The following is a 20,853-nucleotide window of genomic DNA, read 5'->3' as shown; positions in this document are numbered from 1 at the left end:
GGGCGCTCGGATCGGGTGGGGGCCCGGTTCGGTCTACGGAGGTCCGTGAAGCCGCCCGCGCACCCGTGAACGTGTCCTTGGGGGGATGTGCGTACGGTGGAGAACTCGCGAGAGGACGGCCTGTCGGGGCCGACCCATGACCCGCACGAGGTGACGGTCCAACTCGACTTCACGGGACGTGAGTTGGGTGGCGCCCTCGGCGCGAGACCTGGCGCGTCCGGGATCCGCGGCAAGGACGCCGCGGACGCGGGCGACAAGGAACTCCCCGTCTTCGTCGACGACTCGGGGCGGCGCGGCCGCACCTTCCGTCGCGTCGGCGTGGCCGCGGGCCTGGCCATCGCGGTCTACGCGGTCGTCATCGTGGTCACCGTCTTCTCGGGCAACTCCGACGCGCCGTGGCTGCCGATGCCCGCCGAGGGCAAGGGTTCGGGCAGGGTCGACACCAGCCCGTCCGAGCCCACGCCCTCCCTGTCGACGTCCGGTTCGCCGGACGCCACCCCGAGCCCCAGCGCCTCCGGCAGCGCCCTGCCCGGCACCTCCCCGGCGCCCGGCGCGAGCGCCTCGCCCTCGGTCGGCGGCAGCACGTCGGGCGGCCCGGCCACCGGGACCTCGCCGTCCGGGAAGCCGTCCGGCGGCAAGACCTCGACGTCCCCGCGGCCGACGAAGCCCAGCGACACCGGCAGGCCCACGACGGACCCGACGGACGACGACCCCGCCGACCCGTCGACCGACCCCGGCGGCGAGCCCAGCGGCCCCGCGCAGGACCCCGGCACCGACGGCTCGGGGACGGTCGCGCTCGACGGCCTCGCGCACCGCATCGCAGCGTCCCTCGTCCCGCCCCTGGAAAGCAGCGTCCTGTAGATGTCCCATCGCCGCCCACGCCGCGCACCGGCCGCTGCCCGCAGGCGCCGCCTTCCGCTGCGCTATCTGCTGCCCTCACTGCTGCTCGTCGCCGTGATCGCGATGCTCATGCTGCGCGGTTACGTGCACAGCGAGATCCTCGCCGACCACCGCATCCGCCCCGAGGCCGCCACCAGCAAGGTGCCGGAGAAGATCCTCGACGGCGGGCCCGTCATCGACACCCGGGGCGGTCAGGAGACCAGCCACCGGGTCGGCGCGCACAAGCTCGTGCTCACCTTCGACGACGGCCCCGACCCGGAGTGGACCCCGAAGGTCCTCGACGTCCTCAAGGAGCACGACGCGCACGCCGTCTTCTTCGTCACCGGCACCATGGCGTCCCGCTACCCCGACCTCGTGCGCCGCATGGTCGACGAGGGGCACGAGGTGGGCCTGCACACCTTCAACCACCCCGACCTGTCGTACCAGTCCAAGAAGCGCATCGACTGGGAGCTGTCGCAGAACCAGCTGGCGCTCGAAGGCGCGGCGGGCGTCCGCACGTCGCTGTTCCGCCCGCCGTACTCCTCGTTCGCGGACGCCATGGACAACGCGTCGTGGCCCGTCACCCAGTACATCGGCTCGCGCGGCTACATCACGGTCGTCAACAACACGGACAGCGAGGACTGGAAGCGCCCCGGCGTCGACGAGATCATCCGCCGCGCCACGCCCAAGGACGGCAAGGGCGCCATCGTCCTCATGCACGACTCCGGGGGCAACCGCTCGCAGACCGTCGCCGCGCTCGACCGCTTCCTGCCGCAGCTCCAGCACGACGGCTACACGTTCGCGAACCTCACCGAGGCCCTCGGCATGCCCAGCGCGCACACGCCGGTCAGCGGCGTGGAGCTGTGGAAGGGCAAGGCCTGGGTCTACGCCGTGGAGGCCTCCGACAACATCACGGGCGTGCTCGTCGTCGGGCTCGCCGTGATCGGCGTCCTCGTCATGACCCGCTTCGGCCTGATGCTCGTCCTGTCCGCCGCGCACGCGCGCAGGGTCCGCCGCAAGGGCTTCGCCTGGGGGCCGCCCGTCACGGAACCGGTCTCCGTCCTCGTGCCGGCGTTCAACGAGGCCAAGTGCATCGAGAACACGGTCCGTTCGCTGATGCAGAGCGAGCAGCCGATCGAAGTGATCGTCATCGACGACGGCTCCACCGACGGCACCGCCCGCATCGTCGAGAGCCTGCGGCTGCCCGGCGTCCGCGTCATCCGCCAGCACAACGCGGGCAAGCCCGCCGCCCTCAACAGGGGCCTGGCGAACGCCCGTTACGACCTCGTCGTGATGATGGACGGCGACACCGTCTTCGAACCGGCCACCGTCCGTGAACTCGTCCAGCCGTTCGGCGACCCCCAGGTCGGCGCCGTCGCGGGCAACGCGAAGGTCGGCAACCGCGACTCGCTCATCGGCGCCTGGCAGCACATCGAGTACGTGATGGGCTTCAACCTCGACCGCCGCATGTACGACATCCTGCGCTGCATGCCGACGATCCCCGGCGCCGTCGGGGCGTTCCGGCGCAGCGCCCTGGAGCGCGTCGGCGGCATGAGCGACGACACGCTCGCCGAGGACACCGACGTCACGATGGCGCTGCACCGCGACGGCTGGCGCGTCGTCTACGCGGAGAAGGCGCGCGCCTGGACCGAGGCCCCGGAGAGCGTCCAGCAGCTGTGGTCGCAGCGCTACCGGTGGTCGTACGGCACGATGCAGGCGATCTGGAAGCACCGCAGGGCCGTCGTCGACAAGGGCCCTTCGGGCCGCTTCGGCCGGGTCGGCCTCCCGCTGGTCTCGCTCTTCATGGTCCTGGCCCCGCTGCTCGCCCCGCTGATCGACGTCTTCCTCCTGTACGGGCTCGTGTTCGGTCCGACGGAGAAGACGGTCGGCGCGTGGTTCGGCGTGCTCGCGGTGCAGGCGGTCTGCGCGGCGTACGCCTTCCGGCTCGACCGGGAGCGCATGACCCACCTGATATCCCTGCCGCTCCAGCAACTCCTGTACCGGCAGCTGATGTACGTCGTGCTGCTCCAGTCCTGGATCACCGCGCTCACCGGTGGCCGGCTGCGCTGGCAGAAGCTGCGCCGCACGGGCGTGGTCGGCGCGGACGCGGGCGCCCGGATGCCGCGCCAACGGACGACCTCGGTCTCCGACGACCAGCGGAGGCCGGTGGCATGACGTATCCGACGAACAAGGGCGGCGTGAACGAGCCGTCCGATCAGGGCAGTTGGTTCGCCCGGCCCGAGCGCGGCCCCGGCGGCGGTCCGACGCTCACGAACGCCGTGGCCACCGGGGACGTGGCGGCCGAGGCGACCGCCCGGTTCCCCGCGGTCCCGCCGCAGACCGCGCCGCCCGCCCCGGCGGCCGAGGCCGAGTCCGCGCCCAAGAAGCCCGGACGCGACCGGTATCTCGACCTGCTGCGGTCCGTCGCGCTCGTGCGCGTCGTCGCCTACCACCTGTTCGGCTGGGTCTGGCTGTCGATCGTCTTCCCCTCCATGGGCGTGATGTTCGCGCTCGCCGGCTCGCTCATGGCGCGCTCACTGAGCAGGCCCGCCCTGAGCGTCGTCCGCGGCCGGCTGCGGCGCCTGCTGCCGCCGATGTGGGCGTTCAGCGCGCTGGTGGTGCCGCTGCTCTTCCTCAGCGGCTGGAACCCGGGCAGCGATCCCGACACCGGGGGCGGCACCTGGGGCTGGCTCGACCTCGTCGACTACGTGATCCCGTTCGCGGCCCCCTCCTACCCGTGGGAGTTCGCCAACCCGCCGGGCTTCCTGGAGACCACCTGGGCCGAGCAGGGCATCGGACCGCTCTGGTACCTGCGCGCCTACCTGTGGTTCGTGCTCGCCTCGCCGCTGCTGCTCAAGGCGTTCCGCAAGCTGCCGTGGGCGACGCTGTGCGCGCCGCTCGCCCTGACCGCGGTGATCGGCACGGGCCTCGTGGAGATCCCCGGCCGCACCGGCGAGGCCGTCACCGACTTCGCCGTGTACGGCAGTTGCTGGGTGCTCGGCTTCGCGCACCAGGAGGGCGTGCTCCAGAAGGTGCCGCGCTACGCGGCGGTGTCCGTCGCCGCGATGCTCATGGGCTTCGGCCTGTGGTGGGCCTCGGGGCACCTCTCCGAAGAGGGCTGGGACCTGAACGAGATCCCGCTGGCGCAGGCCACGTGGTCCCTCGGCTTCGTCGTCATCCTGCTCCAGTACGCCCCGTCGTGGCAGAAGCTGCCCGGCAGGCTCGCCCGCTGGGACCGCCTGGTGACCCTCGCGAACAACCGGGCCGTCACGATCTACCTGTGGCACAACCTGCTGATCATGGCCACGTTCCCGCTGATCGACAAGCTGTACGAACTCCCTTTCATGGACGATCGGTTGAGCTCCGCGCTCGACTCCACGTACATGCTCTGGTCGTTCGTCCTCGTCTGGCCGCTCATCGGGCTCGCCATCGTCGCCACCGGCTGGATCGAGGACCTGGCCGCGAAGCGCAGACCGCGGCTGTGGCCCGACGGTTCGCGGAAGGAGCGGCCGCGGGCGCGGCACTCCTGACCGTTCGCGCCCGCCGGGTCACGATGTGATGGCGATGTGGATTTTCCGCATCCAAGTGATGGAGGGGGTCGCTACGTTGCCCCCGGGGCGCCCGCGACGGACGAGCGCCGACGGGGCGACCAGAAGGTGTTGACGTGCAGGCGACGGTGGACGGGTTCAGCTACGGGGCGGTGACCCCGGTCGCGGCGTTCTTGGTGGCGAGTCTGGGAGGCGGGATCGGGCTGCGCTGCACCGTGCGGGCCCGTCAGCTCGACTCGGGGCGCCCCAAGTGGCTCGCGTACAGCGCGCTCTCGCTCGGCGTCGGCATCTGGTCCATGCACTTCATCGCGATGATGGGCTTCCAGGTCCAGGGCACGCACATGGACTACGACGCCCGGCTGACCTTCCTCAGCCTCGCCGTCGCGATCCTCGTCGTCGGCGTCGGGGTCTTCACCGCGGGCTACGGAGGCCGGCGCACGCCGGTCCTGCTCGGCGCGGGCCTCTTCATGGGGCTCGGCGTCGCCGCCATGCACTACCTGGGCATGGCCGCCATGCAGTTCGCCGGGTCCCTGCACTACAGCCCGCCCATCGTCGCCGCGTCGGTGGCCGTGGCCGTGGTGGCCGCCACCGCCGCCCTGTGGCTGATCATGAACGTACGCGGGTTCCTCGTCAGCCTCGGCGCCAGCCTGCTCATGGGCGTGGCCGTCTGCGCCATGCACTACCTGGGCATGGAGGCGCTCACCGTCGAGCTGATGGCGCCGGCGAGCGGCACGAGTTCCGCGGTGTTCACGGTCCTCGTCCCGTATCTCATTGGCCCGTTCCTCACGCTGTTCTTCGCGGGCGCCGTGCTGCTCTTCGACCCGCAGACGCTGGAGGGCGAGCCGGCGGCGCGCTCCTGAGGCTCCGCGCGCGGGCCTCACCGTCCGCGCGCGGGCCGGGTGAGAGCAACGTTCCCCGGCGGTCACGTCAGGCCACGAAGCGGAAATCCCGCCTCCCTACCTTCGGTCGCGTCAGCTGCGAACCGTGACCTGGAGGCGTGAGATGCCCGGCCCCATGGAACAGACCCGCCGCCGGAGCTGGATCGAGCGGTGGGACCCCGAGGACGAAGCGTTCTGGGAGGAGACGGGCGCGAAGGTCGCCCGCCGCAACCTCGCCTTCTCGATCCTCTCCGAGCACATCGGCTTCTCCATCTGGACGCTGTGGTCGGTGATGGTCCTGTTCATGGGGCCCGAGTACGGCATCGACCCGGCCGGAAAGTTCTTCCTCGTGTCGATGGCGACGCTGGTGGGCGCCTTCGCGCGCGTGCCCTACACCTTCGCCGTCGCCGTCTTCGGCGGCCGGAACTGGACGATCGTCTCGGCGAGCCTGCTGCTCGTGCCGTCGGTCGCCGCGTTCGTCGTCATGGAGCCGGGCACCTCGTACTCCACCTTCATGTGGTGCGCGGCGCTCACCGGCGTGGGCGGCGGCAACTTCGCCTCCTCCATGACCAACATCAACTCCTTCTTCCCGCTGCGCAAGAAGGGCTGGGCGCTCGGCCTGAACGCGGGCGGCGGCAACGTCGGCGTCCCCGTCGTGCAGCTCGTCGCGCTCGCCGTGATCGGCGCGAGCGGCGGACCGCGCGTGCTGCTCGGCATCTACATCCCGCTGATCGTCGTCGCGGCCGTCTGCTCCGCGCTGTTCATGGACAACCTGGCGACCGTGAAGAACGACACCGGGGCCGCCAAGGAGGCCGTGCGCGACGCCCACACGTGGATCATGTCGTTCCTCTACATCGGCACGTTCGGGTCCTTCATCGGCTACTCCTTCGCCTTCGGGCTCGTCCTCCAGACCCAGTTCGGCCGCACGCCGCTCCAGGCCGCAGGCGTCACCTTCATCGGCCCGCTGCTCGGCTCGCTGATCCGGCCCGTCGGCGGCAAGCTCGCCGACATGTACGGCGGCGCCCGGATCACGCTGTGGAACTTCGTCGGCATGGCCGCCGCCACGGCCGTCGTCGCCCTGGCCTCGGTCGAGAAGTCCCTCACCCTGTTCACCGTCGCGTTCATCGCCCTGTTCGTGCTGAGCGGGATCGGCAACGGGTCGACGTACAAGATGATCCCCGGCATCTTCCAGGCGAAGGCGCTGGCCCAGGGGCTCACCGGTGAGGCCGCCGCCGCGCACGGCAGGCGGCTCTCGGGCGCCTCCATGGGCCTCATCGGCGCCGTGGGCGCGCTCGGCGGGCTCGGCATCAACCTGGCGTTCCGGCAGTCCTTCCAGACGGCGGGCACCGGCACCGGCGCCTTCGTCGCCTTCCTCGCCTTCTACGCCGTGTGCTTCGCGGTCACCTGGGCCGTATACCTTCGCCGCTCCGCCTCGCGCACCGTCGCCGGATCGACGGCGGAGACGAAGCCGCAGCTCAGCTACGCCGAGGTGTGAGCTTGGAGCACGTAACACGGACGCAATAACGTGGATCCGGGGCCGACACGGAGCGTTGACAGGCTCGTACGACGCACCGGTGGACCCGGTGCACGGGACGGACGTCGAGCGGGGCGAGAACCAGCATGGACGAGCAACAGCAGGCCACGCGCCCTGAGCGGACCCACGGGCCGCTCGCGGGCTTCACCGTGGGCGTGACCGCGGCGCGCCGCGCCGACGAACTCGGCGCGCTGCTCCAGCGGCGCGGCGCCGCGGTGCTGCACGCGCCCGCCCTGCGCATCGTGCCGCTCGCCGACGACACCGAACTCCTCGTCGCCACGAAGGAGTTGATCGACAACGCGCCGGACGTGGTGGTCGCCACCACCGCCATCGGCTTCCGCGGCTGGGTCGAGGCCGCCGACGGCTGGGGCCTCGGCGAGGACCTGCTCGCGCGGCTGCGCGGCGTGGAGCTCCTCGCGCGCGGCCCGAAGGTGAAGGGCGCGGTGCGCGCGGCGGGCCTCACCGAGGAGTGGTCGCCCTCGTCCGAGTCGATGGCCGAGGTGCTCGACCGGCTGCTCGACGAGGGCGTCCAGGGGCGGCGCGTCGCCGTGCAGCTGCACGGGGAGCCGCTGCCCGGCTTCGTCGAGGCGCTGCGCGAGGCGGGCGCCGAGGTCGTCGGCGTCCCCGTCTACCGGTGGCTGCCGCCGGAGGACATCGCCCCCGTCGACCGCCTCCTCGACGCCACCGTGGCGCGCGGCGTGGACGCGCTGACGTTCACCTCCGCGCCCGCCGCGACGGCGCTGCTCAACCGGGCGGAGGAGCGCGGCCTCGCCACGGAGCTGCTGGCGGCCCTCCAGCACGACGTGGTGCCGGCGTGCGTCGGGCCCGTCACGGCGGTGCCGCTCCAGGCGCGCGGCGTGGACACGGTGCAGCCGGAGCGCTTCCGGCTCGGGCCGCTGGTGCAGCTGCTGTGCACCGAGCTGCCGGCCCGCGCCAGGGCGCTGCCGGTCGCCGGACACCAGGTGCAGATCCGCGGGCAGGCCGTGCTCGTGGACGGCGAGCTGCGGCCCGTGCCGCCCGCAGGCATGTCCCTGCTGCGCACCCTCGCCCGCCGCCCCGGCTGGGTGGTCTCCCGCGCGGAACTGCTGCGCGCGCTCCCCGGCGCGGGCCGCGACGAGCACGCGGTGGAGACGGCGATGGCCCGCCTCCGCGTCTCCCTGGGCACCCCCAAGCTGATCCAGACGGTCGTCAAACGCGGCTACCGCCTCGCCCTCGACCCGGCGGCGGACGCGAAGTACGCGGACGGGTGAGGCCCGGCGGCGGCTCACCGCACCCGCCGCCCCCACATCATGAGGCCCCGCACCAGGCACCCGAGCGCGCCGGTGCACAGCACGGCCCGCACCACGTTCCACGCCACCCACGGCCCCTCGAAGGCCGCGCGCACCCGCGCCGGATCGGCGATCCCCGCGCGGGGCCCGGCGGCGGCCAGCGCGTCGTTCAGCGGCACGTTCACCGCGGACGTCAGCAGGAACGCCACCGCGTAACACGCCAGCGCCGCGAACACCCAGCCGCGCGGCCCCTGTTGCCGCCGCACCCGCCAGGCCGCCCACCCGGTGAGCAGCAGCGCGCCGACGAAGGCGAGGAAGAACACCGGGTTCTGGATGACGTCGTTGATGTTCCGCATCACCTCGATGTACGTACGGTCGCCGCTGCGCGCCAGGGCGGGCATCACGCCGCACGCGAACACGTAGAACGACCCGGCCGTCAGGCCCGTCGCGACCGTGGCCGACCCCAGTACCCATCCCGTGACCCGCGTCGTTGTCGTCATGGCCGCCAGTCAAGCCGCGTGCCGTGCCGCCGGACATCGTCGATCCGCGCGCTCCCATACGCGAGCGTCCAGGGCCCGCGTACCGTACGGACATGCTGATCACCCCCGACACAGAACTGCGCCGCGCCGTAGCCGACGATGCGCGGGCGCTCGCCGAAGCCGTGGTCCGCAACCGGGAGTTCATGGCGCCCTGGGAGCCGTACAGGGCCGAGGAGTACTACACGGAGCGGGAGCAGGCCGCGCGGATCGCGGAGCCGGGCGGGGCCATGTGGCTGCTGTTCGACCGGTCCTCCGTCGGGCGCGTGGTCGGACGCGTCGCGCTCAACGGGATCCACCTCGGGCCCCTGTGCAGCGCCAACCTCGGGTACTGGGTCGATGCCGAGTACCGGGGCCGCGGGCTGGTGCCCGCCGCCGTCGAGGAGGTCTGCCGCGCCGCCCGCGACGAACTGGGCCTGCACCGCGTCGAGGCGGGCACGCTCGTCGACAACGTGGCGTCCCAGCGCGTCCTCGCCAAATGCGGCTTCGTCCGCTACGGGCTCGCGCCCAAGTATCTGCACATCAACGGGGAGTGGCGGGACCACGTGCTGTTCCAGCGGCTCCTGCACGACGAGCCGCCGGCGTACGCGCGTCCGTAGACCGGCGGGGCGCGTTCCGGCAGCAGGGGTTCCGGCCCCGGGCGCGGGCGGGCACTGTAGAGGGCATGGCAGCAGTACCCACAGGGCCACGCCCGTCTGCCCCCGCCCCCTACGAATGGCGCTTCGACTCCGGCCGCCTCTGCCTGGACCTCCTCGCCACGGCGCACCCCGACGAACGCCTCACCACCCCCGACCGGTTGCGCGCCTGGCTGGTCGGCGCGGGCCTCGTGCCCGAGTCCGCCGCGCTGACGGACCGCTCGGCCGCGTGGGTCGCCGCGTTCCGCGAACTGCGCGGCCACATCGCCCAGTTGGTGCGCGGCGAACTCTCCGGACGGCCGGCGCCCGGCGCCCTGGAACGGGTCAACCTGCTCGCCCGCGCGGCCCCGCCCGCACCCCGCGCCGTCCGCGCCTCCGACGGCACCCTCGTCCGCGCCCTGCACACCGAACCCGGCTGCCCCGCCCTCCTCGCCGCCGTGGCCCGCGACACGGTCGACCTCCTCACGACCCCGACCACCCGCGACGCCCTCCGCCCCTGCGAAGGCGACAACTGCCCCATCATCTACCTCGACACCTCCCGGGGCCGCAGACGCCGCTGGTGCTCCAGCGAAACCTGCGGCAACCGCGAACGCGTGGCCCGCCACCGCCGCCGAGCGGCGGCCTTGTCCCGGGCCTGACGGCGGTCCCGATGTCCGGCGCGGCGTCTTGTCCGGCCGGGGGTCCGGGGGTTGTCCCCCGGGGGATGCGGCCTCGACACCTCCCGGGGCCGCAGACGCCGCTGGTGCTCCAGCGAGACCTGCGGCAACCGCGAACGCGTGGCCCGGCATCGGCGCAGGGCGGCGGCTCTGGCCAGGGCGTGAGGAGGGAGTCGTAACTCCCGTTGAACATCCGTGAGTTCGTGTGCGTATCCCTCCCGTGAGCCCAGCCGAGAAGAGACGGCCGAAACGTCGAACTGGGGACACCGGAGGTAGGCGTGCGCAAGGATTCCGCCGTGGCCGATGAACGCCCGCCCCGGGCCCGACATCGTGCTCCCCGGCCGCCCGAGCCGGACGAGGAGCTGATGCGCGCGCTGTACGCCGAGCACGCGCGGCCGCTGCTCGCCTACGTGCTGCGGCTCGTGGCGGGGGACCGGCAGCGCGCGGAGGACGTCGTGCAGGAGACGCTCATCCGCGCCTGGAAGAACGCCGGGCAGCTCAACCGGGCGACCGGCTCGGTACGCCCCTGGCTGGTGACGGTCGCCCGGCGCATCGTCATCGACGGCCACCGCAGCCGGCAGGCCCGGCCGCAGGAGGTCGACCCGTCGCCCCTTGAGGTCATCCCCGCGGAGGACGAGATCGACAAGGCGCTCTGGCTGATGACCCTTTCCGACGCCCTGGAGGACTTGACCCCGGCCCACCGGGAAGTACTCGTGGAGACGTACTTCAAAGGACGTACGGTCAACGAGGCGGCCGAGACGCTCGGCATACCCAGCGGAACGGTGCGCTCGCGGGTCTTCTACGCGCTGCGCTCGATGAAGCTGGCGCTCGAGGAGCGGGGGGTGACCGCATGACATCGACGTACGGCCCGTTCGGCCACGAGCCGACGGGCGACGTGCACGAGACCGTCGGCGCCTACGCGCTCGGCATCCTCGACGACGTCGAGGCGAGCGCGTTCGAGGCACACCTGGCGACCTGCGAGCGCTGCGCCCGGAACCTGGAGGAGTTCGCGGGCATGGAGCCGATGCTCGCAGCCCTCGCCGACCTGCCCGCCGAGCGCGGAGCGCCCCGCGCGCCGACCCCGCAGATCGGCGACTCCCTCGCCGCACGGCCGAGCCCCCGCCTCGCGGAGTCCCTCGCCGACGAACTGGGCCGCCGCCGCGCGAAGAAGCGCAGGCGCGGCCTCTTTCTCGCGGCCGCGGCCGCCGCCCTGATCATCGGCGGCCCGCTGACGGTCATGGCAGTGACCGACGACGGAGGCCCCCGCACCCTCGCCGACCCGCACCCCACCAGCCCCGCCGAGGACGCGTTCTTCCACCACATGCCGGAGAAGGTGAGGGCCACCGACGCGCGGACGAACGTGACGGCGACGATCGGCATGGAGAAGAAGGCCTGGGGCACCCACACCGTCCTGGAGCTGAAGAACGTGAAGGGCCCGCTGAAGTGCTCCCTCGTCGCCGTCGGCAAGAACGGCGAGCGCGAGACCGTCACCACCTGGTCCGTCCCGAAGTGGGGCTACGGCATCGACGACAGCACGCACGCGAACGCCAAGAACCCGCTGTACGTGCACGGCGGCGCCGCCTTCGACCGGAACCAGATCGACCACTTCGAGGTCGAGACGCTCGACGGAAAGCGGCTCGTGGAGGTGAACGCCTGACCCGGCCGCGCAGCACGTAGCCCCGCGGGGCCCCTTTCGCGTACCTTTGACGGCTGCCCAGCACGTCAGAAGGGGGCCCGGTGGCCGCTCAGGCTCAGCACGATTCAGCGGTGAAATCGGATACGGACTCGGTACGCGAGCGCGAGCTAGGCGTCGAGCAGGACCATCTCGACGCCGTCTACCGCCGCCTCGAGGAGAAGATCCACGAGGCCGAGTTCCTGATGGAGGACGCCACCCGCCGCGGCCAGGTCGGCACGCCCGGCGCGCTCGCCGAGCGCGACGCGCAGGTCTTCCGCGCGGGCATCCACCTCAACCGCCTCAACAACGAGTTCGAGGACTTCCTCTTCGGCCGCATCGACCTGCTCCAGGGCAAGGACGGCAAGAAGGGTCCGGACGGCGCGTACACGGCGGTGGAGCCCGCCGAGGGCGCCGTCCGCGAGGACAACACGGCCGACATCGCCGAGACGCTGCACATCGGCCGCATCGGCGTGCTCGACGCGGACTACTCGCCGCTCGTCATCGACTGGCGCGCCCCGGCCGCCGCCCCCTTCTACCGCTCCACGCCGGTCGACCCCGGCCGCGTGGTCCGCCGCCGCGTCATCCGCTCCAAGGGCCGCAAGGTGCTCGGCGTCGAGGACGACCTGATGCGCCCCGAGCTGACCGCGTACCTCGACGGGGAGCGACTGCCCGCGATCGGCGACGGCGCCCTGATGGCCGCGCTCGGCCAGGCCCGCAGCCACTCGATGCGCGACATCGTCGCCTCCATCCAGGCCGAGCAGGACCAGGTCATCCGGGCCCCCGCCGCCTCGGTGACGTACGTCGAGGGCGGTCCCGGCACCGGAAAGACGGCGGTGGCCCTGCACCGCGCCGCGTACCTGCTGTACCAGGACCGGCGGCGGTACGCGGGCGGCATCCTGATCGTCTCGCCGACGCCGCTGCTCGTCGCGTACACCGAGGGCGTGCTGCCGTCGCTCGGCGAGGAGGGCCAGGTCGCGATCCGCGCGGTCGGCTCGCTCGTCGACGGCGCGGAGGCCACGGTCTACGACTCCCCGGCGGTGGCCCGCGTCAAGGGCTCGTCGCGGATGCTGAAGGTGCTGCGCAAGGCGGCACGCGGCGCGCTGGAGACGGGACGCCCGGCCGCCGCCGCTCAGGAACAGCTCGCCTTCGGCGACGAGGAGGCCGAGGACACGGCCACCGCGACCCCCACGCGCCTGCGCGTCGTCGCGTTCGGCCGCCGCCTGGAGCTGGAGGCGGACCAGCTCGACCGGATCCGGCAGGCCGCGCTCGGCGGCACCGCCCCCGTCAACCACCTGCGCCCGCGCGCCCGCAAGCTGCTGCTCGACGCGCTGTGGGACCAGTCGGGCGCCGGGAGCCGGCACTCCGACCCGGAGCTCGCCGCCGAGCTGCGCTCCTCCTTCGACGACGACATCACGAGCGAGGACGAGTTCATCCGGTTCCTCGACGCGTGGTGGCCGGAACTGACCCCGCGCGCCGTGCTGACCGCCATGTCCGACGAGAAGCGCCTCGGCCGCTGGGCCCGCCGGGTCCTCAACCCGGGCGAGGTCCGCAGGCTCGCCAAATCGTTGCGCCGCGACGCCCTCTCGGTCCACGACGTGGCCCTGCTCGACGAGCTGAACGCCGTGCTCGGCGCCCCGGCCCGCCCGAAGAAGAAGCGCGAGTACGACCCGCTGGACCAGCTCACGGGCCTCGAGGAGCTGATGCCGCAGCGCGAGGAGACCCAGCGCGAGCGCGCCGAGCGCCTCGCCCAGGAGCGCACCGAGTACGCGCACGTCATCGTCGACGAGGCGCAGGACCTCACGCCGATGCAGTGGCGCATGGTGGGCCGCCGCGGCCGGCACGCGACGTGGACGATCGTCGGCGACCCCGCGCAGTCCTCCTGGTCCGACCCGGACGAGGCGGGCGCGGCCCGCGACGAGGCGCTCGGCTCCCGGCCCCGCCGCCGCTTCACCCTGACCGTGAACTACCGCAACCCGTCGGAGATCGCCGAGCTGGCCTCGAAGGTCCTCGCGCTCGCGATGCCGGGCTCGGAGTCCCCCTCGGCGGTCCGCTCGACGGGCGTGGAGCCCCGCTTCGTCGTCGTACGGGACCGGCTCGGGGACACCGTCCGAGAGGAGGCCACCCGGCTTCTGGAGCGGGTCGACGGGACGGTCGGCGTCGTCGTGGCCATGAACCGCCGCGAGGAGGCCGCGCGCTGGCTCTCCGGGCTCGGCGAGCGGGTGGTGGCGCTCGGCTCCCTGGAGGCCAAGGGCCTGGAGTACGACGCCACGATCGTGGTCTCGCCCGCGGAGATCGCCGACGAGTCGCCCGCGGGCCTGCGCGTCCTGTACGTCGCCCTGACCCGCGCCACCCAGCAGCTCACGGTGGTCTCGGGGGAACGGGACGAACCGGACGCGGACGGGGTGCCGGATCTGCTCCGCGACTGACCCTTGCCCCTGCTGTCTCCGGTGTTACCGTTGATGACGGCACCGGCTCGATCCAAGCCCCCGGGCCCAACCATCGTCCCTTAGAGGGACCACTTGCCGCGAGGCGAGCATGGCGGGTCGGTGTCATAAGCGTGAGACGAGGCCCACGTCATTTCGATGACGTGGGCCTCTTTCTGTTGCGCCCAAGTTCTCGTATGGTGGAAACTACTTTCCAAAACATGAATGAACGTTAGCTTCAAAACCCGATGCGACTACCACGTACTCACCGGTAGGTGGGACCATCGGACGGCAACAGCTACACGGTGAAAGCAGAGGAAGTCGGCCATGGCAACGGCGCCCAGCGTCTCCTACTCGATGACGGTCCGGTTGGAGGTCCCCGCGGGCGGTAACGCCGTCTCGCAGCTGACCACCGCCGTGGAGTCCTCCGGCGGCTCGGTGACCGGCCTCGACGTCACCGCCTCCGGTCACGAGAAGCTCCGGATCGACGTCACCATCGCGGCCACGTCGACGTCCCACGCGGACGAGATCGTCGAGAAGCTCCGCGGCATCGAAGGCGTCACGCTCGGAAAGGTCTCCGACCGTACGTTCCTGATGCACCTCGGCGGCAAGATCGAGATGGCGTCGAAGCATCCCATCCGCAACCGTGACGACCTGTCCATGGTCTACACGCCGGGCGTGGCTCGCGTGTGCATGGCGATCGCGGAGAACCCCGAGGACGCCCGGCGTCTGACCATCAAGCGCAACTCCGTCGCGGTCGTCACCGACGGCTCCGCGGTGCTCGGCCTCGGCAACATCGGCCCGAAGGCCGCGCTGCCGGTCATGGAGGGCAAGGCGGCCCTCTTCAAGCGCTTCGCGGGCATCGACGCCTGGCCGATCTGCCTGGACACCCAGGACACCGACGCCATCGTCGAGATCGTCAAGGCCATCGCCCCCGGCTTCGCCGGCATCAACCTCGAGGACATCTCGGCGCCCCGCTGCTTCGAGATCGAGGCCCGGCTGCGCGAGGCCGTCGACATCCCGGTCTTCCACGACGACCAGCACGGCACCGCCATCGTGGTGCTCGCCGCGCTCACCAACGCGCTGCGCGTCACGAACAAGGACATGGGCGACATCCGCGTCGTCATGTCGGGCGCCGGCGCCGCCGGCACGGCCATCCTCAAGCTGCTGCTCGCGGCGGGGGTCAAGAACGCCGTCGTCGCCGACATCCACGGTGTCGTGCACGCGGGCCGCGAGGACCTCAAGGACGCCGACAGCGACTCGCCGCTGCGCTGGATCGCCGACAACACCAACCCCGAGGGCCTCACCGGCACGCTCAAGGAGGCCGTCGTCGGCGCCGACGTCTTCATCGGCGTCTCGGCCCCGAACGTGCTGAACGGCGACGACGTGGCCGCGATGGCCGACGGCGGCATCGTGTTCGCGCTCGCGAACCCGGACCCCGAGGTCGACCCGGCGATCGCCCGTCAGACGGCCGCCGTGGTGGCCACCGGCCGCTCCGACTTCCCGAACCAGATCAACAACGTGCTGGTCTTCCCCGGCGTCTTCCGCGGCCTGCTCGACGCCCAGTCGCGCACGGTCAACACGGAGATGATGCTCGCGGCCGCCACGGCCCTGGCCGACGTGGTCACCGAGGACGAGCTCAACCCGAACTACATCATCCCCAGCGTCTTCAACGACAAGGTCGCGGGCGCGGTCGCGGGCGCCGTCCGCGACGCCGCGAAGGCGGCCGGGGAGGCTGTGACGGGGGCCACGACCGCCTGATTACCGGCGCGTCGCGGTTTACGGGGCCTCCGAGCCCCATAGGCTGGCCGGGAAACAGGCCCCCCGGCCCGCCCCTGCAACCGGCGCGGTGGCGCTTTCCGTGTGACCCCAAGGGGTGCCGGATTGGCTTTACCGCCGTGGGTAGGGGCAGGATGCCTCTTCAGGCGCATGGGTCTGGAAGACGGACCCGGGTCCTGGGCCTGACCGAGACCCTGGCAGCATCGGCTTCGCTGTTGCCCAACACGCGGCCTGGCCGCGTGGCACGCCTCAACGGCAAGAAGAACACGGGAGTACAAACATGAACCGCAGTGAGCTGGTGGCCGCGCTGGCCGACCGCGCCGAGGTGACCCGCAAGGACGCCGACGCCGTGCTGGCCGCGTTCGCCGAGACCGTCGGCGAGATCGTTGCCAAGGGCGACGAGAAGGTCACCATCCCCGGCTTCCTGACCTTCGAGCGCACCCACCGTGCCGCTCGCACCGCTCGCAACCCGCAGACCGGCGAGCCGATCAACATCCCCGCCGGTTACAGCGTGAAGGTCTCCGCGGGCTCGAAGCTCAAGGAAGCCGCCAAGGGCAAGTAAGTCTTAGGCGCAAGAACGGCCTCCCGGATCCATCCGGGAGGCCGTTCTTATTGCTTTTGGGGGGCGCGCAGTTCCCCGCGCCCCCAAAGACCGGGCCCCACCGGAACCTTCCGGTGGGGCCCGACGGGTATACGCGGCGGCTAGCCGAGCGCCTTGCCAGGCAGCTCGACCTTGGCGCCGAGCTCGACGAGCTTCTCCATGAAGTTCTCGTAGCCGCGGTTGATCAGGTCGATGCCGTGGACGCGGGACGTGCCCTGGGCCGCCAGCGCCGCGATGAGGTACGAGAAGCCGCCGCGCAGGTCGGGGATGACCAGGTCGGCGCCCTCGAGCTTGGTCGGGCCTGAGACGACCGCGGAGTGCAGGAAGTTGCGCTGGCCGAAGCGGCAGTCGGAGCCGCCCAGGCACTCCCGGTAGAGCTGGATGTGCGCGCCCATCTGGTTCAGCGCCGAGGTGAAGCCCAGACGGGACTCGTACACCGTCTCGTGGACGATGGAGAGGCCCGTGGCCTGCGTCAGGGCGACGACCAGCGGCTGCTGCCAGTCGGTCTGGAAACCGGGGTGGACGTCCGTCTCCAGGGCGATCGACTTCAGCTGGCCGCCGGGGTGCCAGAAGCGGATGCCGTCGTCGTCGATCTCGAAGGCGCCGCCGACCTTCCGGTACGTGTTGAGGAACGTCATCATCGAGCGCTGCTGCGCCCCGCGGACGTACACGTCGCCGTGCGTGGCGAGCGCCGCGGACGCCCAGGACGCCGCCTCGAGGCGGTCCGAGAGCGCGCGGTGCGTGTAGCCGCCGAGCTTGTCGACGCCGGTGACGCGGATGGTGCGGTCGGTGTCCATGGCGATGATCGCGCCCATTTTCTGCAGGACGCAGATCAGGTCCTCGATCTCCGGCTCGACCGCCGCGTTCGAGAGCTCCGTGACGCCCTCCGCGAGGACGGCCGTGAGCAGCACCTGCTCGGTGGCGCCCACGGACGGGTACGGCAGCCGGATCTTGGTGCCGCGCAGCCGCTGCGGGGCCTCCAGGTACTGGCCGTCCGCGCGCTTCTCGATGGTGGCGCCGAACTGGCGGAGCACCTCGAAGTGGAAGTCGATGGGCCGGCCGCCGATGTCGCAGCCGCCGAGGCCGGGGATGAAGGCGTGGCCGAGGCGGTGCAGGAGCGGGCCGCACAGCAGGATCGGGATGCGGGAGGAGCCCGCGTGCGCGTCGATGTCGGCGACGTTGGCCGACTCCACGTGCGAGGGGTCCATCACCAGCTCGCCCGGCTCCTCGCCGGAGCGGACCGTCACACCGTGCAGCTGGAGCAGTCCGCGTACGACGCGGACGTCACGGATGTCCGGGACATTGCGCAGCCGGCTCGGAGCGCTGCCGAGCAGCGCGGCGACCATGGCCTTGGGCACGAGGTTCTTCGCGCCGCGGACACGGATCTCGCCCTCCAGCGGGGTTCCGCCGTGGACAAGGAGGACATCGTCGGTGACGGTCATGAATCTCGCGTTCCGAAGAGAAGGGCAGGGCCAAGCCTCAAGGGTAAGGGGGTGTTGCCCCTTATTCGTATGCCCACGGGCGCCTTGGAGCGTCATGAGTTCGCTACAACACGAAGCGCGCAGGAAAGGGCACAAAGCGTGACGGTTCTGTGAAGTGGGAGGGCTTCCGCTTCCATGCACGCTGAGCTGCGTTCACGCGGTTGTTGCGCTTGGCTCCCCCTACGGCGCGCAGATGCGGGATCATGTCACGCATGACCGAGGTGTCCTCGCTCACAGGGCGGCTGCTCGTGGCCACACCCGCCCTCGCGGACCCGAATTTCGACCGGGCGGTCGTGCTGCTCCTCGACCACGACGAGGAGGGCTCGCTCGGCGTCGTACTGAACCGGCCGACGCCGGTGGACGTCGGCGACATCCTGGAGGGCTGGGGCGATCTCGCCGGTGAGCCGGGCGTCGTCTTCCAGGGCGGCCCGGTCTCGCTCGACTCGGCGCTCGGCGTCGCGGTCATCCCCGGGGACGGCGAGCGGGAGACGCCGCTGGGCTGGCGCCGGGTGCACGGGGCGATCGGCCTCGTCGACCTGGAGGCCCCGCCGGAGCTGCTCGCGGCGGCCCTCGGCTCCCTGCGGATCTTCGCCGGCTACTCGGGCTGGGGCCCGGGGCAGCTGGAGGACGAACTGACCGAGGGTGCCTGGTACGTCGTCGAGTCGGAGCCCGGCGACGTCTCGGCCACCCGCCCCGAGAACCTCTGGCGCGCGGTCCTGCGCCGCCAGCGCGGCGAACTGGCCATGGTCGCCACCTACCCGGACGATCCGTCCCTCAACTGACCTCCCCGGCCGCCGCAGCGAAGTAGCGCTCGGCCAGCGGGTGGGCGTCCCGCGCCGGAACGACGAGGCGCACCGCGACCGGCGGCGCGTGCTTCAGGCGTACGCGGCGCAGGCCCGGGTGGTCGTGCCTGCGGGCCACCGGTTCGGGCACCACGCCCACCCCGTGCCCGGCCGCGACCGCCTCCAGCCACTCGTCGAGGTTGTCCGCCGTGCAGGCGAGCCGCGGTCTGCGGGCGGCGGGCCACAGGTCGGGGCGGGTGGTGCCGGTGACCGTGTTGACGACGAGCGGCAGGTCCGCGAGGTCCGCCCAGTCGACGACCCGGCGCCCCGCGAGTTCGGCCGCGCCGCGCGCCACGACCGCCGTACGGGGCTCGTGCAGCAGGACCAGGGAACGTACCGCCGCGCCGGGCGGCAGCTCGCCGCGGACCACGGCGATGTCGCAGGCCCCTGACGCGAGCCCGGCCAGCTCGGCGTCGCGGCGCACCAGCCGGATACCGGCCCCGGTCGCCGCCTCGAACTCCGCGTTGAGCCGCGCACACGCCTCGGGCAGCAGCGAGGGGAAGCCGAGCCGCAGCAGGGCGGGGCCGCTGCCCGCCGCGGCGCGCAGGGTGTCGTCGAGGCGGCCGATCAGGGGCGCGAGCTCGTCCCGCAGGCGGAGCCCGGCGTCGGTGAGGGCGACCCGGCGGGTGGTGCGCTCCACGAGCCGCACTCCGAGGCCCGCCTCCAGGGCGCGCAGCGAGCGGGTGAGCGCGGGCTGCCCGACGCCGAGCCGGTCGGCGGCGTGCGTGAAGTTCAACTCGTCGGCGAGCGCGAGGAATCCGCGCAGCTGACGCAGTTCCACACCGGCCGCGGCGTCCCGTACGTGATCCATGCCCACCGAGCATAAATGCGCGTCGGAGGCATTTCCCCGGCGGTCGGGAGGCTGCCTACGTTCCCCCTCGTCCACGGAAGAACCGACCGGTCCGACGAGGGAGCTGAAGCGCGTGCGCAGGGTCTGGTTGCTGATGGTGGGGGCCTTCACCCTCGGCCTCGACGCCTATGTGATGGCGGGGCTGCTGCCGGTCGTCGCCGGTGATCTGCGGACCACCGTCTCGGCGGCGGGCCAGATGGTCACCGTGTTCACCCTCGCGTACGCGGTGAGCGCGCCGCTGGTCGCGGGGCTCGTCTCCGGGGTGCGGCCCCGGACGCTGATCCTCGCGGCGCTCGGCGTCTTCACGCTCGGCAACGCGCTGACCGCGCTCGCGCCCTCGCTCGCCGTGCTGCTGCTCGCCCGCGCCGTGGCGGGCGTCGGCGCGGGCGTGTACTCGGCGCTGTCGACGGCGGCCGCCGCGGCCCTCGTGCCGGGGGAGCGGCGGGGCCGGGCGCTCGCGCTCGTCATGGGCGGCATGAGCGCGGGCACGGTGCTCGGGGTGCCGCTCGGCGTGCTGCTCGCGGGGCAGGCCGGGTGGCGCGCCACGATGTGGGCCGTCACCGGGCTCGGGGCGCTCGCGCTCGCCGGGCTCGCCGCGGGGCTGCCCGCCGTGCCGGCCGATCCGCCGGTGGGCGTCAGGGCCCGGATCGGCGCGCTCACCGACCGGGCCGTCCTGCCGGTCGTCGGCGTCTCCTTCCTCGCGGCCGTCGCGAGCCTCGGCCTCTACACGTATCTCGCCCCGGTGCTCGCGTCGGCGGGCGGTGTGGGGGAGGGGGACGTCACCGCGTACCTGTGGGCGTGGGGCGTCGGCGGGGTGCTCGGCAGCGTCGCCGCGGGACCGCTCGTGGACCGTACTGGGCGGGCCTTCGCGCTCGTCGGCGGTGTCATGGCCGTGCTCGCGCTGGCCCTGGCGGGGCTGCCGCTGCTCGGCGCCGCCGCGTTCCCCGCGCTCGTCGTGTGGGGCGCCGCCGGATGGGCGCTCCAGGTGCCGCAGCAGCACCGGCTGCTCGCGCTGCGCGCCGAACGCGGCACCGTCGCCCTCGCCCTCAACAACTCCGCGCTCTACCTGGGCAGCGCGGTCGGCTCCGCCCTCGCGGGGCTCGCGCTCGCGGCGGGCCTCGCGGCGCGCGCCCTGCCGTGGGCGGCGGCCGTCGTCGCGGCGGCGGGACTCGCGCTGCACCTCGTGGGGCGGCGGCCCGCGAGCCCTTCGTCGGGACACGCCCGCGGCCCGGACCAGGCCCGTTCCGGGAGCGGGCGGGCTTAAGTAC

The 20,853-nt window shown here is 72.5% G+C and carries 18 protein-coding genes and 1 pseudogene; 16 read left to right on the top strand and 3 right to left on the bottom strand.

The features are described from left to right. Positions 1-96: 96 nt before the first annotated feature. The 6 genes from ACTWJ8_RS16745 (at position 97) to ACTWJ8_RS16720 (ending at position 8,089) form a co-directional block, all read left to right on the top strand. A complete protein-coding gene (locus ACTWJ8_RS16745) occupies positions 97-861 on the top strand; it encodes a hypothetical protein (RefSeq protein WP_443264307.1) in 765 nt (254 codons plus the stop codon). Next, complete coding sequence (locus ACTWJ8_RS16740) at positions 862-3,054, top strand: polysaccharide deacetylase family protein (RefSeq protein WP_443264305.1); 2,193 nt, start codon at positions 862-864, stop codon at positions 3,052-3,054. After that, entirely contained in the window at positions 3,051-4,409 is a 1,359-nt protein-coding gene (locus tag ACTWJ8_RS16735; protein ID WP_443264304.1) for an acyltransferase family protein, read from the top strand. Before ACTWJ8_RS16740 ends, ACTWJ8_RS16735 begins: the two co-directional genes overlap by 4 nt. A gap of 134 nt (positions 4,410-4,543) precedes the next feature. Next, complete coding sequence (locus ACTWJ8_RS16730; protein ID WP_443264302.1) at positions 4,544-5,287, top strand: MHYT domain-containing protein; 744 nt, start codon at positions 4,544-4,546, stop codon at positions 5,285-5,287. Between the two features lie 154 nt (positions 5,288-5,441). Continuing rightward, positions 5,442-6,800 carry a nitrate/nitrite transporter gene (locus tag ACTWJ8_RS16725; RefSeq protein WP_356376170.1) on the top strand — a complete coding sequence of 453 codons (1,359 nt, stop codon included), beginning with the start codon at positions 5,442-5,444 and terminating at the stop codon, positions 6,798-6,800. Positions 6,801-6,925: 125 nt separating this feature from the next. Next, complete coding sequence (locus ACTWJ8_RS16720; RefSeq protein ID WP_356376172.1) at positions 6,926-8,089, top strand: uroporphyrinogen-III synthase; 1,164 nt, start codon at positions 6,926-6,928, stop codon at positions 8,087-8,089. Positions 8,090-8,103: 14 nt separating this feature from the next. Here ACTWJ8_RS16720 and ACTWJ8_RS16715 read toward each other — a convergent pair whose 3' ends face one another. After that, positions 8,104-8,607: an anthrone oxygenase family protein gene (locus ACTWJ8_RS16715; protein WP_443264300.1), complete on the bottom strand. Its 504-nt coding sequence runs from the start codon at positions 8,605-8,607 to the stop codon at positions 8,104-8,106. Between the two features lie 92 nt (positions 8,608-8,699). Between ACTWJ8_RS16715 and ACTWJ8_RS16710 the strand changes: the two genes are divergently transcribed. The 8 genes and pseudogenes from ACTWJ8_RS16710 to ACTWJ8_RS16675 all read left to right on the top strand — a co-directional run bounded on the left by ACTWJ8_RS16710 (position 8,700) and on the right by ACTWJ8_RS16675 (position 16,373). Further along, entirely contained in the window at positions 8,700-9,242 is a 543-nt protein-coding gene (locus ACTWJ8_RS16710) for a GNAT family N-acetyltransferase (RefSeq protein WP_443264299.1), read from the top strand. Positions 9,243-9,307: 65 nt separating this feature from the next. Continuing rightward, positions 9,308-9,916 (top strand): CGNR zinc finger domain-containing protein, encoded by a 609-nt coding sequence (locus tag ACTWJ8_RS16705; protein WP_356376178.1) that lies wholly within the window; start codon positions 9,308-9,310, stop codon positions 9,914-9,916. A gap of 72 nt (positions 9,917-9,988) precedes the next feature. After that, a pseudogene (locus ACTWJ8_RS16700) lies at positions 9,989-10,099 on the top strand (CGNR zinc finger domain-containing protein); the annotation flags it as partial. Between the two features lie 113 nt (positions 10,100-10,212). Next, entirely contained in the window at positions 10,213-10,788 is a 576-nt protein-coding gene (locus ACTWJ8_RS16695; protein ID WP_207829144.1) for a sigma-70 family RNA polymerase sigma factor, read from the top strand. Then, a complete protein-coding gene (locus ACTWJ8_RS16690) occupies positions 10,785-11,591 on the top strand; it encodes an anti-sigma factor family protein (RefSeq protein WP_443264297.1) in 807 nt (268 codons plus the stop codon). The genes ACTWJ8_RS16695 and ACTWJ8_RS16690 overlap by 4 nt, the downstream gene beginning before the upstream one ends. Positions 11,592-11,671: 80 nt before the next feature. Next, positions 11,672-14,035 carry a HelD family protein gene (locus ACTWJ8_RS16685; protein ID WP_443264295.1) on the top strand — a complete coding sequence of 788 codons (2,364 nt, stop codon included), beginning with the start codon at positions 11,672-11,674 and terminating at the stop codon, positions 14,033-14,035. A gap of 324 nt (positions 14,036-14,359) precedes the next feature. After that, on the top strand, positions 14,360-15,793 hold the full coding sequence (locus ACTWJ8_RS16680; RefSeq protein ID WP_356376184.1) for an NAD-dependent malic enzyme: 1,434 nt from the start codon (positions 14,360-14,362) through the stop codon (positions 15,791-15,793). Positions 15,794-16,091: 298 nt separating this feature from the next. Further along, entirely contained in the window at positions 16,092-16,373 is a 282-nt protein-coding gene (locus ACTWJ8_RS16675) for an HU family DNA-binding protein (RefSeq protein WP_016645140.1), read from the top strand. A 140-nt stretch (positions 16,374-16,513) separates the two neighbouring features. Here ACTWJ8_RS16675 and murA read toward each other — a convergent pair whose 3' ends face one another. Further along, positions 16,514-17,854, bottom strand: coding sequence for a UDP-N-acetylglucosamine 1-carboxyvinyltransferase (gene murA, locus ACTWJ8_RS16670; RefSeq protein ID WP_356376186.1), 1,341 nt, complete (start codon positions 17,852-17,854; stop codon positions 16,514-16,516). Positions 17,855-18,105: 251 nt separating this feature from the next. Here murA and ACTWJ8_RS16665 point away from each other — a divergent pair, with 251 nt between their 5' ends. Next, positions 18,106-18,675: a YqgE/AlgH family protein gene (locus ACTWJ8_RS16665; RefSeq protein ID WP_356376188.1), complete on the top strand. Its 570-nt coding sequence runs from the start codon at positions 18,106-18,108 to the stop codon at positions 18,673-18,675. On the opposite strand, the gene ACTWJ8_RS16660 is transcribed toward ACTWJ8_RS16665, so the two are convergent. Continuing rightward, a complete protein-coding gene (locus tag ACTWJ8_RS16660) occupies positions 18,668-19,546 on the bottom strand; it encodes a LysR family transcriptional regulator (RefSeq protein ID WP_443264293.1) in 879 nt (292 codons plus the stop codon). The genes ACTWJ8_RS16665 and ACTWJ8_RS16660 overlap by 8 nt on opposite strands. Positions 19,547-19,658: 112 nt before the next feature. Between ACTWJ8_RS16660 and ACTWJ8_RS16655 the strand changes: the two genes are divergently transcribed. Further along, positions 19,659-20,849, top strand: a complete 1,191-nt coding sequence (locus tag ACTWJ8_RS16655) for an MFS transporter (protein ID WP_443264292.1) — start codon at positions 19,659-19,661, stop codon at positions 20,847-20,849. The last annotated feature ends 4 nt before the right edge of the window (positions 20,850-20,853 follow it).

The sequence above is a fragment of the Streptomyces sp. SDT5-1 genome, from assembly GCF_052245995.1.
GTDB lineage: Bacteria > Actinomycetota > Actinomycetes > Streptomycetales > Streptomycetaceae > Streptomyces.
The sequence above is the reverse complement of the archived record's forward strand: the minus strand, read 5'-3'. Positions and strand labels throughout refer to the sequence as shown.